Source organism: Streptomyces sp. ERV7, from assembly GCF_001653515.1.
In the GTDB taxonomy this organism is placed as follows: domain Bacteria; phylum Actinomycetota; class Actinomycetes; order Streptomycetales; family Streptomycetaceae; genus Streptomyces.
In genome coordinates, this window is record NZ_LYOY01000051.1 from 485656 (window position 1) to 502415 (window position 16760).

A 16760-nucleotide genomic window follows, 5' to 3' on the forward strand; every position below is an offset into this window, starting at 1 on the left:
ACGCAGCCCTTACGCTTCTCTGTTGTGTCCAAACTGACCGACGTGCCCAAACGGATCCTGATCGGCCGGGCGCTGCGCAGCGACAAGCTGGGAGAAACGCTCCTCCCCAAGCGCATCGCGCTCCCCGTCTTCGCGTCCGACCCGCTCTCGTCCGTTGCGTACGCGCCCGGAGAAGTCCTCCTGGTGCTCTCCGTGGCGGGTGTGTCGGCGTACCACTTCAGCCCCTGGATCGCCGTCGCGGTCGTGGTGCTGATGTTCACCGTGGTCGCCTCGTACCGGCAGAACGTGCACGCCTACCCCAGCGGCGGCGGTGACTACGAGGTCGCCACCACCAACCTGGGCCCCAAGGCCGGACTCACCGTCGCCAGCGCGCTCCTCGTCGACTACGTCCTGACCGTCGCCGTCTCGATCGCCTCCGGCATCGAGAACCTCGGCTCGGCCGTCCCGTTCGTGGTCGAGCACAAGGTGCTGTGCGCGGTGGGCGTGATCGTGCTGCTCACGCTGATGAACCTGCGCGGTGTGAAGGAGTCCGGCAACCTCTTCGCCATCCCCACGTACGTCTTCGTGGGCGGCGTCTTCATCATGATCGCGTGGGGCGCCTTCAAGGGCATGGTCCTCGACGACACGATGAAGGCCCCGACGGCCGACTACACGATCCACGCCGAGCACCAGGGCCTGGCGGGCTTCGCGCTCGTCTTCCTGCTGCTGCGCGCCTTCTCGTCCGGCTGTGCCGCGCTCACCGGCGTCGAGGCGATCAGCAACGGCGTCCCGGCCTTCCGCAAGCCCAAGTCGAAGAACGCGGCGACCACGCTCGCCCTGATGGGCGGCCTCGCGGTCACCATGTTCTGCGGCATCATCGCGCTGGCCATGGCCACCAAGGTGCGGATGGCCGAGAAGCCCGCCGAGGACCTGCTGAGCAACGGCGTCCCGGTCGGCTCCGACTACGTCCAGAACCCGGTGATCTCCCAGGTCGCCGAGGCCGTCTTCGGCAAGGGCAGCTTCCTCTTCATCATCCTGGCGGCGGCCACCGCGCTGGTCCTGTTCCTGGCCGCGAACACCGCGTACAACGGCTTCCCGCTGCTCGGCTCGATCCTCGCCCAGGACCGCTATCTGCCGCGCCAGCTGCACACCCGCGGCGACCGCCTCGCGTTCTCCAACGGCATCGTGCTGCTGGCCGGGGCCGCGATCCTGCTCGTGGTGATATACGGCGCGGACTCGACCCGGCTGATCCAGCTCTACATCGTCGGCGTCTTCGTCTCCTTCACCCTGAGCCAGACCGGCATGGTCCGGCACTGGAACCGGCACCTCGCCACCGAGCAGGACCCGGCCAAGCGCCGCCACATGGTCCGCTCCCGCGCGATCAACACCTTCGGCGCCTTCTTCACCGGGCTCGTCCTGGTCGTCGTCCTCGCCACCAAGTTCACCCACGGCGCCTGGGTCGCCCTGATGGGCATGGTGATCTTCTACGGAACGATGACCGCGATCCGCAAGCACTACGACAAGGTGGCCGACGAGATCGCGGCGGCCGAGGAGCGCCCGGACGAGTACGTCCGCCCCTCCCGCGTCCACTCCGTGGTCCTGGTCTCCAAGCTCCACAAGCCGACCCTGCGCGCCCTCGCCTACGCCAAGCTGCTGCACGCCAACCAGCTGGAGGCGATCAGCGTCAGCGTCGACGCGGCCGAGACCAAGGCGCTCAAGGACGAGTGGGACCGGCGCGGCATCGACGTACCGCTGAAGATCATCGACTCGCCGTACCGCGAGATCACCCGCCCGGTCATCGAGTACGTCAAGGGCCTGCGGCGCGAGAGCCCGCGCGACGCGGTCAGCGTCTACATCCCCGAGTACGTGGTCGGCCACTGGTACGAGCACCTGCTGCACAACCAGAGCGCCCTGCGCCTGAAGGGCCGCCTGCTCTTCACCCCGGGCGTGATGGTGACCTCGGTCCCGTACCAGCTCCAGTCCTCCGAGGCGGCCAAGAAGCGGGCCCGCAAGCGGCAGGAGTGGAACGCGCCGGGTTCGGTGCGGCGGGGCCCGGTGGCGCCGCAGCGGCCGAAGGAGCCGAGCGGGAAGGGCTGAGGCGGCCGGCTCGGGCCGGTGCGGGGTCGGCCGGGACCGGTGGGGGACCGGCTGGGGCCGGTGCGGGACCGGCACGGCCTTGTGTGGGACCGGTGCGGCACCGGCTCGGGACCGGCTCGGGCCTTTGCAGGACCGGCTCGGGACCGGTGGGGGACCGGCTCGGGTCTTTGCGGGACCGGCTCGGGTCTTTGCGGGACCGGCTCGGGACCGGTCCGGGGCCTTCGGGCACGTAGACTGGGGGGCTGCCGTCCGCAAGGGACCTCGGACGAGGTCGCTCACGGGGACGGCGGCCTCTTCCCCGTTCCTTCCCCTTGGCACCCTGGAGTCCCCCGCAATGCAGAACGAGCCCTCGTCCTCGTCCTCGCCTTCGTCCCCGTCCTCGCTGGTCGGGGAGGAGTACGAGGTCGAGGTCGGCCCCGTGGCGCACGGCGGGCACTGCATCGCCCGCACGGAGCAGGGCCGGGTGCTGTTCGTGCGGCACGCGCTGCCGGGCGAGAAGGTCCTCGCGCGCGTGACCGAGGGCGACGAGGACTCCCGCTATCTGCGCGCCGACGCGGTGCAGATCCTCTCCGCCTCCAAGGACCGGGTCGAGGCGCCGTGCGCGTTCGCGGGCCCGGGCAAGTGCGGCGGCTGCGACTGGCAGCACGCCAAGCCGGGCGCGCAGCGGCGGCTCAAGGGCGAGGTCATCGCCGAGCAGCTCCAGCGGCTCGCCGGGCTGACGCCCGAGGAGGCCGGCTGGGACGGCACGGTCATGCCCGCCGAGGGCGACAAGCTCCCCGCGGGCGAGGTCCCGGCGTGGCGCACCCGCGTCCAGTACGCGATCGACGAGGACGGCAGGGTCGGCCTGCGCAAGCACCGCTCGCACGACGTCCAGGTGATCGACCACTGCATGATCGCGGCGCCGGGCGTCAGCGAGCTGGGCATCGAGAAGCGCGAGTGGCCGCAGATGGAGTCGGTCGAGGCGATCGCCGCGACGGGCTCGCACGACCGCCAGGTCGTCCTGACCCCGCGCCCCGGCGGCCGCCTCCCCCTGGTGGAGCTCGACAAGCCGGTCTCGGTCCTGCGCGTGGAGGAGAAGGACGGCGGCGTCCACCGCGTGCACGGCCGCGCGTTCGTCCGCGAGCGCGCCGGCGAGCAGGCCGACGAGCGCACCTACCGCGTGGGCATGGGCGGCTTCTGGCAGGTCCACCCGCAGGCCGCCAACACCTTGATCAAGGCCGTGATGCAGGGCCTGATGCCGCGCAAGGGCGACATGGCGCTCGACCTGTACTGCGGGGTCGGCCTGTTCACGGGCGCGCTCGCCGAGCGGGTCGGCGAGACCGGCGCCGTGCTCGGCATCGAGTCCTCCAAGCGCGCGGTGGAGGACGCCCGCCACAACCTGGCGGACCTGACCCGCGTACGCGTCGAGCACGGCAAGGTCGAGCAGGTCCTGCCCCGCACGAAGATCACCGAAGCGGACCTGATCGTCCTGGACCCCCCGCGGGCCGGCGCCGGCAAGCAGACAGTCAAGTACCTGTCGGGCCTGGGCGCCCGCCGCATCGCGTACGTGGCATGCGATCCGGCTGCGCTGGCCCGGGACCTGGCGTACTTCGCCGAGGGCGGCTACAAGGTGCGGACGCTTCGGGCGTTCGATCTGTTCCCGATGACGCATCATGTCGAGTGCGTCGCGATCCTTGAACCGGCCGCAAAGAGCCTCTGACCTGCAGTTTAGGGCAGTGTGCATTATGTGCGCTGTGCGCGTTAAGGGCGATATCTTGACGCTCGTGACGCACGTTTGACGCACGCCCGACGCATTTCCTGATGGTTCGTCAGCACGAAAAAGCCGCCTCCCGCACCAGGGCTACAGCCCGGTGTGGGAGGCGGCTTTCTCTGTTGTTGGCGGTCGAGGGGACCCTTGCGCTGTCCTCCATCGTGGCTTCCCTGCCTGAACACGCTCCGTGACGAATGGAGGAGGGGTAGGGCTGTCTGGCGAGCCAGAAACAATCTTGGACACCTGCGTGTTGGGCAAGGGTCGGTATGGAGGGGGGCGTCGGGCCTGAAGCTGTTCAACACGAAGGGCGGCGTGACCGAGGTCGCGCCGCGTCTGGCAGAGGTCGAGGCGGATGTGCAGGACCTTGTCGAGGCGCACATGGAAACGATGCTTGGGGTCCGTTTCCTGGCCAGCGAGTACAGCACCGGGCCGGTGCATGGCGGGCGGATCGACTCGCTGGGCATTGACGAGAACGGGGCCCCGGTGATCATCGAGTACAAGCGGGGCACCGACGCGGGCGTCATCAACCAGGGCCTGTTCTACCTGTCGTGGCTGATCGACCACCGGGATGCCTTCTGCCACGTGGTCCGCGACCGACTCGGGTTTCAGGCCGCGTCCCAGGTGCTGTGGAGCGCACCGAGGCTGATCTGCGTGGCCGGCGACTTCACCCGCTACGACATCCATGCGGTTCGCGAGCACCGGCATGCCATCGACCTGGTGCGCTACCGGTTCTTCGGCAACGAGCACCTTGGCCTTGACGCGGTGGCCTCGTTCGCCGGCCGTACAGGGCTGCCGAAGGCAGGCCGTCGCCTGGGCACGGCGAAGGCGCAGCGGACCGTGGCGGGCGGGAGCATGGCGAAGCTGGCCGCGGCGGTCGACGAGACCCTGCTCGGGCTTGGTGAGGATCTCACGAAGGTCGAGAACCAGACCTACACGGCCTACCGGCGGATTCAGAACTACGCCTGCCTCGTCCCGCCGAAGAAGGCCAAGTTGCTGCTCTACCTGAAGGCCGACCCGAAGAAGGTCGACCTCGTCCCCGGATTCGCGCGGGACGTGACGGGGCTCGGCCACCACGGCACCGGCGACCTGGAGCTCACGCTCCAGTCCGAGCGGGATCTGGAGCGCGCGGTCGAGTACTTCCGCCAGAGCTACGCGGTGGCGTAGCCAGGTCGGGGCGGGCCGTCGTCTGCGTGGGGGCGAGGGTGAAGTTGTGGGGTGCGGCGTAGCGATGCCTTCCGACGGCTTGGACAGGGGCGGCGGTGGATCTCTAATGATCCCGGCAATTCCCGGTTTGGCTAACCGGGCTTTCGGCGCTATGTTCCGCGCTGCACGGGTGGTGGCTACGGGACTTTGATTGGGCGGCGTCGACCTGCAGTCTCCATGCGGGTGTCTTCACGATGTTCGGTGGCGATGGTGTCCACTTCCTGGCGGGCTGACGCGGAGACTGTGTTTTCTGTTCCGATGTGCAGTTCCTGCTCATATAGGGAGAGCGGTCCCAGCTCGGCGAGTTGCTCGCCGCGGGCGGGGGTGAGCAACGCATTCAGCTCGCGGTGTGCGCGGTCGACGCGCTGGCAGTGAACCTGTTCGGCCCAGGCCAGGCGGGCGCGGGCGGAGGCGAGGTCGGTGCTGGCCTTCACCTTCAGAGCGTGAGGGCACTGCGGGCGGCGTGCAGGTCCTGCCGGTCTTCGAGTGAGCCTCGGAGAACGCGAACCTCCACCCGCCCGGGTAGCGGGATAGCTGCCATCCCACGATGCCGGCCAGCACGGCGAGTAGCCCCTCGCGCCGACCACGAACGCGCGGCTCGAAGATGATGTCCTGGAGGAGGGCTGCGGGGGCGTGCGTAGTGAGCCGCACAGCCCACGTGGGCTGATGGGCCGAGTTGCCGCCCCAGACGATCCATGTGCCCAGCGTCCCGTTCGGCTTTGTCGCAGTAGCCTTGTCGAAGCAGACACGCTGCGCAATTCTCTGTGTCGGACCTGACGACCTTCGCCTGTTGATCGCGCCTGCTGAGGCGCGGAGTGCCCGCGGCTCCACGTGTGTTCGACTGGCGAGGTGGGCTCAAACCTTTGGCTGGGCTTCCGATCGCCCTCGATCGGATGACGTCGCGGCGTTTCCCTGTGTGCCGCGCCGGGCCCCGAATCAAGATCGGGGTTCCCCCTCAGAAACGGAAGTTCATGCGCTACACCTGCTCCGGGCAGCCGCCGGCGCTGTCCTCGCCGCTGGCATCGTCGCTCTGCCTCTCATACAGGCTGGCAGGCCTGTCGCGTACGCCGACATGCCCGCCAGCGCCCCGGCTCCCATGGCGAAGCCCACGCCGACGCCCACACCTACGGCAAAACCCGAGGAGTGCCTCTACCTCCCCAACACCGAGCAAGGCGCCAAGAACGTAGGGACGCCACCGGTCAAGCCCGTCACCATCAGCACGACCAAGGCCACCCTCAAGACCAACGTTGGCGACATCAACCTCTCCATGGACGCCAAGAAGGCACCGTGCACGGTGAACTCCTTCATCTACCTGGCCGAGAAGAACTTCTTCGACAAGACGAACTGCCACCGGCTCACCACCGGAGCCCTGAAGGTCCTGCAGTGCGGTGACCCCACCGCCACGGGCAGCGGCGGGCCCGCGTACAAGTACGCCGAGGAGAACTTGCCCAAGGCCGCATCCGGCAAGCAGACCGCCGAGTACGCCCAGGGCACGCTGGCCATGGCCAACGCCGGCCCCGGCACCAACGGTAGCCAGTTCTTCCTGGTCTACGGAGACTCCGAACTCCCGCCGAACTACACCGTGTTCGGGAAGATCACCTCCGGCATGGATCTCCTCGAACAGGTCGCCAGGGCCGGAAGCGACAACGCCAACGGTGAGGGCGACGGTGCCCCGAAGAAGAAGGTCACCATCCAGGACGTCACCCATCCAGAACGAACGACGTAGCCCGGGCTGTCCTCACCACAAAGGCACCGACGGGTCGAAAACGCGGCCAGCGCTGTCACCTTGTCCGGCCATGGGACCTGACGGCTTTCCCTGGCCCACCTGGCCGGGGGAAACCGCTCCGCGGGGATGGCCCCCGCCGCGGGCGTTAGTACCAGTTTCCAACCCTGGTACGCAGGTCAGGAGCGGGGAGCCGGAACGCGGGGGAGCCGTCCTAGCGTTTCACCCGGCCGCGGATGGCAAGGACGGCGAGACCGAGGAGGGCAGGTTCGACCAGACGGGCAGCCATCTCGGTGTAGGTACCGGCGCTGGTCAGGTTCTGGCCGGAGGATCGGAAGACCACCGAGTTGACGACGACCCGCAAGGCCTTCTCGAATCTCTTGGTCGACAGCCGCTCGTGGTAGGGCCCGTCGGGATTGACAGGCTCGGGCGTATCGGTGGTCAACGTGACGCTGCTGCCGGTCAGAGTGCCGGTGCTCTTCGGACTCGGGTCGTCCATCGGTAACCCCCACAGCGTCATCACAAGCACGGTTGCGGCTATGCCACCCAGCAGCCAGCCCAAGGCCCGGGAGGCGCGCAGACCGTAGCCGGAAAGCGCCCAGTACGTGGTGAGCAGGGCTCGCTCGCTTCGGGGGATGTCATGGGCGCGGCGCCGCATCTCCATCTCGCCGTAGTAGAAGTCAGCGGCGCCGGGTTCATGCTTACCGTTCTCGAAGGCCTTGCGTAGTTGCCGGTACACCGGCGCCAGCGCGGCCGGCTTCAGCGGTACCTCTCTGTCCGGCGCGGGTGTCCAGCCCCCCGCACGCGTTGGGTGGGTGGCACGCCAGTGGTGTTCCTCGGCCAGGGTCCGCCGTGCCGTCCAGCGCACCGGCACCACCCCGCGCCGACGCAGACCGGTCGGGGTGGTGGCAAATACGTAAAGCCCCTCCAGCCGCAACTGGTCGAGGTGGACGGTTCCGGCGAACAAGCAGTCGGTGAGGCCCACGTTGTTCAGCACCAGGTGAGCCGCATCCACGCCTCGCAGCGAAGCGACGCGTACACCGGGGTCCGGCAGTCCGAGTTCGGGGATTTCCTGTCCATCCTCGGTGAAGACCTTGGCGTGGGCGGAGATGCTCACTGGGTACTCCAGCACCGCGTCGGTCAGGTCCACGGTCGCGTGCCGCAGTCGTAGCGCGGCCGTGGAGGCCCACCGGGTTCGCCGGCAGCCGACTGTGGCTGCTGCCGCCTCAATGGTCACGGCGGTCCCGAACACCGCCTCTATCAGATCCAGCGAACCTGTGCATACCAGTGGCCCTAAGGTTGTGATGTGCTCGAATGCCACCCTGCGGAACCGAGGTAGTGGCGATCTGCTCGTGGTAAGCGGCGTGGCCGGTGTAGGCGCTGGTCCAGGTTCCGGGCAGGCGGGCGGCGAGATCTTCGGCGCAGGCGGCGAGGTCGCCGCGACTGCTCACCGCGAGCGGACCTGGCGTGCCGGGGCCTGCGGAGTGGCGACCGGGGTGGTCCCCAGTGGGGCCCGGTGGGGTGCGTGGCGCAGCGCGACGCCGACGCCAAGCGCAGCCAGCCGGGCGCCGACGGTGCGTACGGAGTGGGCCTGTTGGGCGGTGTCGTCGCCGGAGAGGACGTACGCCTTGCTCTCGGGGTCGTGGGCGAATCCGTTGTTGGCGAGGATCTCGGCCACGTCCGGCTCCTCGGTGGTGGCGCTGAGGTCTCCGGTCTCGGTCCAGGTCAGGACCAGGGTGTCTGCTTTGACGGAAGGGCGGGTGATGCGGGCGGCGTTGTCCTGGACCTGGGCGAGGGCGCTCTCGTAGCGGGGCAGGAGGTGGGTGGTGATGGCTTCGGTGGCCTGTTCGGGGTCGGCGGGTATCGCGATGCCGTCCGGCTCCCGTACATCGCGGAACGCTTCGGCGTGGGTGTCGGCGCGGGCCATGGCGGCGACGAGGAACTCATCCTCATGGTGGGGATGGTCGATGAGGAACAGGCGCCGGCCGTCGTCGCGGGTCAGGATGACGTCGTGTTTGAGGGGGCGGTGTGCGATGACTTCGGCGACCTGGTTCATGTCCCAGACGTCGGCGGTGAGGAAGAACTGGTCGTCGTGAGCGGTGTGCAGACGGTGCGCGCTGGTCCAGGTGCCGGGCAGGAGCTGGGTCAGGATGGCGGCGAAGGAGGCGAGCTCGTCGGGGTCGTGGTCGGGCATGGTTCCTCGGGCTGGGATCGGGGCAAGTCAGCGGCGTCGGTCGGCCGGGGCGGGCGGCACGGCAGCACTGGGCGGGGAGAGCCGCCACAGAGCGGTGGCCGCGCGCTCGAACTCCTCCCGCACGACCTCCGGCAGCACCACGTCCGCGTCCAGTACGAGGTCGACGTGCAGCACATGGTCGCTGGGGCACAGCGCGGTCATGTGCTCCCGGGCGACCTGCAAGGCCTTGAGGCGGGCACCGTCGCCACCCGCCGGAAGCTCCTCGCACCGCCGCAGCTCGGCGCGTATGCCCTCCAGTTCGCCGCGCAGGAGCAGGCCTTCGGGCAGCCGGTCCCGTATGTGGCCGAGGGGGTCCGTGCTGTCCGGGGCGGGAAACAGGTCGGTGAGCAGGAAACCACGGGCGACCAGGGTGCGCACCAGGTCCACCACGGCGTCCGAGGGCGCTGCCGGGAAGGCCTCGGAAACCCGCGCCACCAGCTCCGCCCACGCGACGGGCGAGGCGGCGTCGCGCAACACCTCGGCGACGACGGCGGTGTGACGGACACTCACCTCCTCCAGGGTTTCGTCACCGTCGCTGGGCACATAGGGCAGCACGAGCCGGGAACCGCGTACCACGCACTGCTGATCGGCGACGAGAAGGAGGCCGGGCAGGACCGCCGGGTCCTGGTGAAGGCGCTTCACCACCTTGGCCAGCCAGCCGAGGTCCGGGCGCACGGCGGCGCGGTGGCGGCCTCCCCAGCGGACCGAGGCGGCCTCGCCGAAACGGGCGAGGCCGACCCCGGCGAGCAGGCCGAACGGGGTGGGCCGGGTGGTCATACGCAACCGGTAACGGCCCACGGCGGTCGCGGCTCGGCGCAGCGCGTCACCCGCCAAGGACCGGTCGGCGGCCAGGACGCGGGCCAGCGAGGGGCTGGACAGCTCGACCGCCTCGCGCAGCAGGGGGTCGAGGGCGGCCTCGGCGACGTACCGCGCGAGATCGGCCTCGGTGGGGCCAGCCGGGCTGTCGGGGTGCTCGGGCAGAGGCCGGGCGGGAGCCCTCAAAAGCACCGGATCGATGGCAGTGAACTGGCTGCCCCGCTGAGTGCCGTGCTGTCCGCCCATGCTTCTCCCCGTCGTCGTACGACTGCCACACCTCGCCCCTGTGTAACGGAGATTCCGCAGGTAGCAGCCATTCCGGGCCGGGAGGTGCCCGAAGAGGCAACCCCGGATGCCCATTCGCGCGCCGTCGCCGGTGAGGTGTTGACGGGACCGATCGGCCCCGGCCTACCGTCCGTTTCGTTCCGTCGCGAACCACGCGACCATGACGAGAGGAATCTCATGAACAACGAGACGACGCAGGACCTGTTCGACCTCGACGTGCGCGAGGTGATGGCCGCGGGCGAGGCCGAGCAGAGCACCGGCATCAGCGACTCCTGCCGCCCGTTCTGCATCTGAGCCTGACGGATCGCGTACGCAGCGGCTGCGGTGGCCCCGACCACCGCAGCCGCGGTGTTTTCCCGCCGGTTACGCGGTGGGCCAGTCGGCCCGCGGTGCGGCACCGGGAACATCCGGCAGGGGACCACGGGCCCGAGCCAACAGCTCCTCGGGCGTCACCTCGTCGAGCGCCTTGCGCGCCGCCGCAATCGCATCCCGCACGGAGTCCAGGAGCTGATCCTCCGTCAGCGGGCGTGCGGCACGGCCCCCGGGACCCTCGGCCAGCAGCGCGGCCAGCGTCTGGCGGATCCGCGCCGCGCTCGCCTCACGTATGGTCAGCGCGATGTGGACGGAAAGTCCTTCGTCGCCGGTGGCGGTGTGCGGGGCGCCGCGCGGGACGTACAGCACATCACCCGCACCGATCACGGTCCGCAGCACCGGCTCACCCGGCTCCGGGACCAGACCTGGCGCCCAGTGGCCGTCGGCCGGGGCGCCGTACACGGTCCACTCCTTGCGGCCCGCGACCTGCACCACCAGGACGTCGGCGTCATCGCAGTGCACATCGAGCCCACGCCGACCGGCCATGGTCGCGAAGCAGAAGGCCTCCACCCGCCGCCCCAGATCGTGCGCCAGCCGGGCGGTCAGCTCCCCCACCGGGGCGTGCCACTGGTCGAGTTGGGGCAGCAGCAGCGTCGCCCCCTCGCCGAGGAGCCGCAGGACGCGCTCCGGGTCGGCGAACCCCTCCGCCGCCCGTCCGGCGACGACGCGCTCGGCGCAGAACTCGTGCGCTTCGAGGACCGTGCCCTCGCGCACCATCTCGACGTACGGCGTCCGCAGCAGGCCGCCGCGCAGCGCATCCCCCAAGTCGTCGAGCCCCGGCACCTCTTGGGGTAACACCCCGGTGCCGAACACCTCCGGCCTGCCCTGTCGACACCGCTCGAAGAACCTCTCGGGCTCCCCCACCAGCCGGTCCAGCACGCCCCAACCCATACCTACCCCCGCGCGTCGCGTCCGGTACGCGGTACCAGGTGTACCGCGGTGTCTCGAACCTACCGGGCCTGCGCGACCGGGTGCTGCGCCCGATACCATCCGCCGGGGCGCAGCTCCCGCAGGTGCGGCTCGGTGAACGCGTGGGTGGGGGTGGGATCAGCTGACCGGTTCGGCAGACGTGCTCAGGAACGCGTTGAGTGCCGTGTCCGCTGTGGTGGGTCCGTCTGGGCCGATGCTCAGGGAGCCGTGGATGAACTCCACCGCGGTGTCCTTGATGCCACAGAACTCCGATATCCCCACCTGGAGTTGACGCTCGATCACGGTGTCCCAGCCCAGCTCGGCGAACCGTTCGCGCGGGTAGCTGGAGAGTCCCAGCCACAGCATCCGCTTGGCGCGCAGGCGCGGGCGGCTCCGGCCGTACGCGAAGCCGTAGTTCCATACCCGGTCGATCCAGCCCTTGAGGATGGCGGGGAGGCCGAACCACCAGACGGGGAAGACCACCACGATGGCGTCAGCCCGGTCGATGCGGTCCATGTGGGACCGGACCTCGGACGAGTACTCCTTGTCCCGGTCCCCCCAGTCCGGCTCGTCCTCGGGGCCGGTGCGCGGGTCGAAGTCCTCGGCGTACAGGTCGAGCAGGTCGACGGTGTATCCGTCCCCGATCAGCCGTTCCCGGGCGCGCTGGGCGATCTGGGCGGTGAGGGAGTCGCCGCGCGGGTGGGCCAGGACCAACAGTGCGTGCTGTGCCACGGTCGTCACCCGTCCAGCCGGACGAGCATCTTGCCGGTGTTGGCGCCGCGCATCATGCCGAGGAAGGCGGCCGGAGCCTGGTCGATGCCCTCGAACACGGTCTGTTCCGTACGCAGTGTGCCCTCGGCGAGCCAGCCCGCGGCGCGCTCGATCCACTGGGGGAAGAGGTGGAAGTAGCTGCTGACCAGCATGCCGCGCAGGTTCAGCTCCTTGGCCGCCGCCTGGAAGAGGTTGTCGGGGCCCGCGGGCGGTGTGGTGGCGTTGTAGTCGCCGATGGCACCGACCAGGGCGATCCGGCCACCGGTGCGCATCGCGCCGATGGCCGCCCGCAGGTGGTCGCCGCCCACGCTGTCGAGGTAGACGTCGATACCTTCGGGCGCGGCCTTGGCCAGTTGCTCGTCCAGCGAGCCCGCACGGTAGTCGATGGCCGCGTCGTACCCGAAGTCCGTCACCAGCCTCTTCACCTTCTCCGGTCCGCCGGCCGAGCCGATGACCTTGGAAGCCCCGAGCTTGCGTGCCAGCTGTCCGGCGACGCTGCCCACGGCTCCGGCGGCCGCGGAGATGAACACCACGTCACCCTCACGTACGGGTGCGATCTCCGTCAGGGCGGCGTAGGCGGTCAGGCCCGTGGTGCCCAGGGCGCCCAGATACGCCTGCGGCGGGGCGATGTCGGTGTCGATGACGGTCGCGGCGGCGGCGTCCAGTACCGCGTACTCGCGCCAGCCCAGGAAGTGGGACACGGTGGCGCCGACCGGCACGGCGGCGGACCGCGAGCTCACCACCACACCGACCGCGCTGCCCTCCAGCGGCGCGCCGAGCGGGAAGGGCGGGATGTACGACGGCGCGTCATCCATGCGGCCTCGCATGTAGGGGTCCACCGACATCCAGGTGTTGCGGACGACGATCTCGCCTTCGGCCGGGTCCGGTACGTCGGTGCGTACCAGTTCGAAGTTGTTCGTGGTGGGCTCGCCGACCGGGCGCGAGGCGAGCCGGATCTCACCGGAGACGGCGTTCGTGTGGGCGGTGTGCGTCGGGTTCGACATGGTGGGCTTCCTGTTCTGGTCGGTGCTGAGGTTCTTGGTGCTGAGGTTCTTGGCGGTGCTGTTCTCGTTCACGGGGATTACTGTGCCGGGGGCCGCGCACGAACTGCTGACGGTCCACGCACGGGCGCGCACGGGGCACGCACGGGAGGGGTCCGGGCCACGTAAAGGCCGCTGAGAGGCGGGGGTTAGCGTGGCGCCATGCGTTTCGAAGTGTTGGGCCCGTTGCAGGTCCGTACGGATGAGGGGGCTCCGGTCACCGTCCGTGAGCCGAAGGTCCGCGCCCTGCTGGCCGATCTGCTGGCCCACCACGGGCAGCCGGTCTCGACGGACCGTCTGGTCGATGACCTGTGGGGCGAGTCGGTGCCCAAGAACGCGGTCAACACGCTCCAGACCAAGGTCTCGCAGCTGCGTCGGGCGCTGGAGACGGCCGAGCCCGGCGGCCGGGAACTGGTCGTCCACCTTCCGGCCGGATACCTGCTGCGCGTACCGACCGAAGCGGTGGACTCCGGTCGGTTCGCCGCGCTGACAGGGGAAGCCCGCGGCAGCGAGGACCCGGGCGTTCGCTTCAAGCTGCTGTCGGACGCTCTGGCGCTGTGGCGCGGTGCGGCCTTTACCGAGTTCCGCGATCACGCCTTCGTCCAGGCTGCCGCAGCCGGGCTGGAAGAACAGCGGCTCACCGTGGTGGAGGAACTCGCCGGGATACGTCTGGAGCGGGGCGAACACCGGCTGCTCGCGGATGAGTTGAGCGATCTGGTACGGCTGCACCCGCTACGGGACAGGGTGCGGGCCGTACACATGCGTGCGCTCTACCTGTCCGGCCGGCAGGCGGAGGCGCTGGAGAGCTACCGTGAGTTGACGGAGCGTCTGGCCGAGGAGCTGGGACTGGACCCCGGGCCCGAACTGGTCGCGCTCCACCAGGCGATCCTGCGCCAGGACCCGGTGCTCAAGCCCGCCTCGTCCTCCGGCCCGACCGCTTCCGCCGGTCTGCCGCCCGGCCCCGCGCCCGTGGCCGCGTTCCGCACCAACCTCCCTGCCCGGCTGACCGATCTGATCGGGCGACGCCGAGAGGTCTCGGAAGTCAGGGCGTTGCTCCAGTCGGGCCGGTTGGTGACACTCGTCGGGCCCGGTGGTGTCGGCAAGACCCGGCTTGCGCTGGAGGCCGCCGCGCCACCCGTGGACGCACTGCCCGACGCCGGAGGGTTCCCTGGCGCCGAGGCCTTCCCCGACGGAGTGTGGCTGGTCGAACTCGCCGCCGAGACCGGCGGTGCCGCTACCGGATCCTCACCTGGTGAGACCGTGGGCAGCGGTGACGCCGCCGCCGTGGCGTCAGTGGTGGCCGACACGCTCGGCATCCGCGACCACGCGGGCTCCGCCCCCATGCCGCCGGGGCACGCCGTGGACCGGCTCGCCCGCGCGCTGGGCCCCCGCCGTCTGCTGCTCGTCCTGGACAACTGCGAGCACCTGGTCCAGCCGGTGTCCGAACTGGCCGAACGCCTGCTGCGCCAGGCTCCCGGCCTGCGCATCCTGGCCACCAGCCGGGAGCCGCTGGCGATCCTCGGTGAGGCGCTGCACGCGGTCGAGCCGCTGGCGGAGTCCGACGCGGTGCTGCTCTTCGCGGCGCGGGCGGCAGCGGCCTCTCCGGGTTTCGCCCTCGGCCCCGCCAACGCCGACGCCGTGGCGCGCGTCTGCGAGCGGCTCGACGGTATCCCGCTCGCGCTGGAGCTCGCCGCCGCGCGGGTACGGGCCCTGGGGGTGCATGAACTGGCCGAGCGTCTGGACGACCGGTTCCGCCTGCTCAACGCGGGACGCCGGGACGCGCCCGCCCGTCAGCGGACCCTGCGTGCGGTGATCGACTGGAGCTGGGAACTGCTGACCGGACCGGAGCGGGCCGTTCTGCGCCGACTGGCCGTCTTCGCAGGTGGATGCGGGCTGGACGCCGCCGAGGAGGTCTGCGCCCAACCGGAGGCACCGGCCGACACCGTGCTCGATGTGATCACCCGCCTGGTGGACCGCTCACTGGTCACCATGGTGGACAGCGAGGACGGTCCCCGGTACCGGTTGCTGGAGTCGGTTGCCGCCTACAGCCTCGAACGCCTGGAGGAGGCCGGTGAGACCCGGCTCGCCCGCCGACGGCACCGCCTGCACTACGTCCTGCTGGCGGAGCGGGCACAGCCGTGGCTGTACGGGCCCGACCAGCGCCGCTGGCTGCGACGCCTCGACAGCGACAGCGCCAACCTGCGCTCCGCGCTCGCCGACGCCGCGGCGACGACAGCGGACGCGGCGACCACGGTGCACAGTGGCGCGGACGGCCGCGCGGACACCGACCCCGACCTGGCGGTACGCCAAGTCAACGCGCTGGCCTGGTACTGGTTCCTGCGCGGCCGCCTCGGCGAGGCCCAGCGCTCGTTCGCCATGGCGCTGCGTCTGAGCCCTGGTGTCCCCGGCGAAAACGGGCCCGCCCGCGACGAGGGCTCGCGGGTGGCCCGGCTGAGCGCGCAGGCGAGGCAGGCCGCGTTCGCGCTGCTGGCCGGGGAAGGGACGCAACCGCAGCACACCATCGAGACGGAGTACGACGGGGCGGACGCCAGAGCCCGTCTGTTCCTGGCGCTCGCCCGGTGCGGGTTCGGCGAACCTTCGGATGAGGACCTCACCAGGAACCTGCTGGCCGAGTTCCGGGCCACCGAGGACCGCTGGGGCATGGCCGCGACACAGAGCACCCGCGCGACCCAGGCCCTGTACCGGGGCGACCTCGCGGATCTGAAGCGGTACGCCGTGGACAGCGCGGCACGCTTCGCCGAGCTCGACGAGGGGTGGGGGAAGCTGCGAGCGGGCGAACAACTGGGCGTACTGGCCGAGATCGCCGGTGACTACGCCGAAGCCACCCGTCTGCACGGGGACGGCGTGCGCATCGCCGAGGAACTGCAGCTGTGGACGGACGTCTCGTTCGGGTTGTCCAGGCTCGGCAGGATCGCGCTGCTCACCGGCGAGTACACCGCCGCGGCCGGGTACCACGAGCGGGCCAGGCGCCTGGCCGCGGAACAACTGCACCGGCCCGCCGAGCAGTTCGCCACGACCGGACTCGCCCTGGGGGCCCGCAGACAGGGTGACCTCGAAGGCGCCGAGACCCATCTGCTTCCCTGGCTGGAGTGGAACCGCGACAAGGGGGTGGATTCCGGCATGGCCCTCATCCTGGCGGAGCTCGGTTTCATCGCCGAGCAGCGGGGCGACGTGCTCCAGGCGCAGGCGCTGCACCTGGAAGGACTGGCCGCGGCGCGCAGGACAGGCGATGTGCGAGCGATCGCGCTCGCCCTCGAAGGGCTGGCCGGCGCGTACGCGGACGGGGACCCCGGACATGCCGCCCGGCTGCTCGGCACGTCCGCCGCACTCCGCGAATCGGTCGGCACACCGCTTCCCCCGGCCGAACGCGGCGACGTCGACCGCGTCACCGCACGTGCGAGCACGGCCCTGGACGCCGACACCTTCGCCGCCGCGTTCCAGCGCGGCCGTGACCTGGACCTGAACGACCAGCTGAGCCAGTTGCCGCCCTTCCCCGCAGCGGACGGGGATACCGGGAAGCACACATCCTCACCTGCCCACCAACCATAAGCACCCATCAGA

At 70.3% G+C, this 16760-nt stretch carries 12 protein-coding genes; 5 read left to right on the forward strand and 7 right to left on the reverse strand.

The features are described 5' to 3' along the window. Positions 1-24: 24 nt before the first annotated feature. The 3 genes from A8W25_RS25085 to A8W25_RS25095 all read left to right on the forward strand — a co-directional run bounded on the left by A8W25_RS25085 (position 25) and on the right by A8W25_RS25095 (position 4990). Positions 25-2076, forward strand: coding sequence for an APC family permease (locus tag A8W25_RS25085; RefSeq protein WP_067165259.1), 2052 nt, complete (start codon positions 25-27; stop codon positions 2074-2076). A gap of 334 nt (positions 2077-2410) precedes the next feature. Next, entirely contained in the window at positions 2411-3775 is a 1365-nt protein-coding gene (locus tag A8W25_RS25090; RefSeq protein ID WP_067165262.1) for a class I SAM-dependent RNA methyltransferase, read from the forward strand. A gap of 294 nt (positions 3776-4069) precedes the next feature. After that, a complete protein-coding gene (locus tag A8W25_RS25095; RefSeq protein ID WP_067167175.1) occupies positions 4070-4990 on the forward strand; it encodes a DUF5655 domain-containing protein in 921 nt (306 codons plus the stop codon). A gap of 176 nt (positions 4991-5166) precedes the next feature. Here the strand turns inward: A8W25_RS25095 and A8W25_RS34120 are convergent, their stop codons facing one another. Continuing rightward, positions 5167-5463, reverse strand: a complete 297-nt coding sequence (locus A8W25_RS34120) for a hypothetical protein (protein ID WP_158942699.1) — start codon at positions 5461-5463, stop codon at positions 5167-5169. A 662-nt stretch (positions 5464-6125) separates the two neighbouring features. Here A8W25_RS34120 and A8W25_RS25100 point away from each other — a divergent pair. Next, on the forward strand, positions 6126-6755 hold the full coding sequence (locus A8W25_RS25100; RefSeq protein ID WP_234386568.1) for a peptidylprolyl isomerase: 630 nt from the start codon (positions 6126-6128) through the stop codon (positions 6753-6755). Positions 6756-6966: 211 nt separating this feature from the next. Here the strand turns inward: A8W25_RS25100 and A8W25_RS25105 are convergent, their stop codons facing one another. The 6 genes from A8W25_RS25105 to A8W25_RS25130 form a co-directional block, all read right to left on the reverse strand. Then, complete coding sequence (locus tag A8W25_RS25105) at positions 6967-8073, reverse strand: pentapeptide repeat-containing protein (RefSeq protein WP_199831823.1); 1107 nt, start codon at positions 8071-8073, stop codon at positions 6967-6969. Between the two features lie 126 nt (positions 8074-8199). Continuing rightward, positions 8200-8946 (reverse strand): hypothetical protein, encoded by a 747-nt coding sequence (locus A8W25_RS25110; RefSeq protein ID WP_067165269.1) that lies wholly within the window; start codon positions 8944-8946, stop codon positions 8200-8202. 27 nt (positions 8947-8973) lie between these two features. Beyond that, the gene (locus A8W25_RS25115; protein WP_067165272.1) at positions 8974-10047 is read right to left on the reverse strand and encodes a lantibiotic dehydratase; all 1074 of its coding nucleotides are present in this window, start codon (positions 10045-10047) and stop codon (positions 8974-8976) included. A gap of 402 nt (positions 10048-10449) precedes the next feature. Continuing rightward, a complete protein-coding gene (locus A8W25_RS25120) occupies positions 10450-11349 on the reverse strand; it encodes a JmjC domain-containing protein (protein WP_079126366.1) in 900 nt (299 codons plus the stop codon). 156 nt (positions 11350-11505) lie between these two features. Continuing rightward, positions 11506-12099, reverse strand: a complete 594-nt coding sequence (locus A8W25_RS25125; protein WP_234386569.1) for an NAD(P)H oxidoreductase — start codon at positions 12097-12099, stop codon at positions 11506-11508. A 5-nt stretch (positions 12100-12104) separates the two neighbouring features. Next, a complete protein-coding gene (locus A8W25_RS25130; RefSeq protein WP_067165280.1) occupies positions 12105-13142 on the reverse strand; it encodes an NADP-dependent oxidoreductase in 1038 nt (345 codons plus the stop codon). A gap of 198 nt (positions 13143-13340) precedes the next feature. Between A8W25_RS25130 and A8W25_RS25140 the strand changes: the two genes are divergently transcribed. Beyond that, a complete protein-coding gene (locus A8W25_RS25140; protein ID WP_067165285.1) occupies positions 13341-16748 on the forward strand; it encodes an AfsR/SARP family transcriptional regulator in 3408 nt (1135 codons plus the stop codon). The last annotated feature ends 12 nt before the right edge of the window (positions 16749-16760 follow it).

Bases quoted from the DNA above. Each gene is read 5' to 3' on its own strand.
- A8W25_RS25090 (WP_067165262.1), top strand. From the start codon at position 2,411: ATGCAGAACGAGCCCTCGTCCTCGTCCTCGCCTTCGTCCCCGTCCTCG.
- A8W25_RS25100 (WP_234386568.1), top strand. From the start codon at position 6,126: ATGGCGAAGCCCACGCCGACGCCCACACCTACGGCAAAACCCGAGGAG.
- A8W25_RS25110 (WP_067165269.1), bottom strand. From the start codon at position 8,946: ATGCCCGACCACGACCCCGACGAGCTCGCCTCCTTCGCCGCCATCCTG.
- A8W25_RS25115 (WP_067165272.1), bottom strand. From the start codon at position 10,047: ATGGGCGGACAGCACGGCACTCAGCGGGGCAGCCAGTTCACTGCCATC.
- A8W25_RS25120 (WP_079126366.1), bottom strand. From the start codon at position 11,349: ATGGGTTGGGGCGTGCTGGACCGGCTGGTGGGGGAGCCCGAGAGGTTC.
- A8W25_RS25130 (WP_067165280.1), bottom strand. From the start codon at position 13,142: ATGTCGAACCCGACGCACACCGCCCACACGAACGCCGTCTCCGGTGAG.
- A8W25_RS25140 (WP_067165285.1), top strand. From the start codon at position 13,341: ATGCGTTTCGAAGTGTTGGGCCCGTTGCAGGTCCGTACGGATGAGGGG.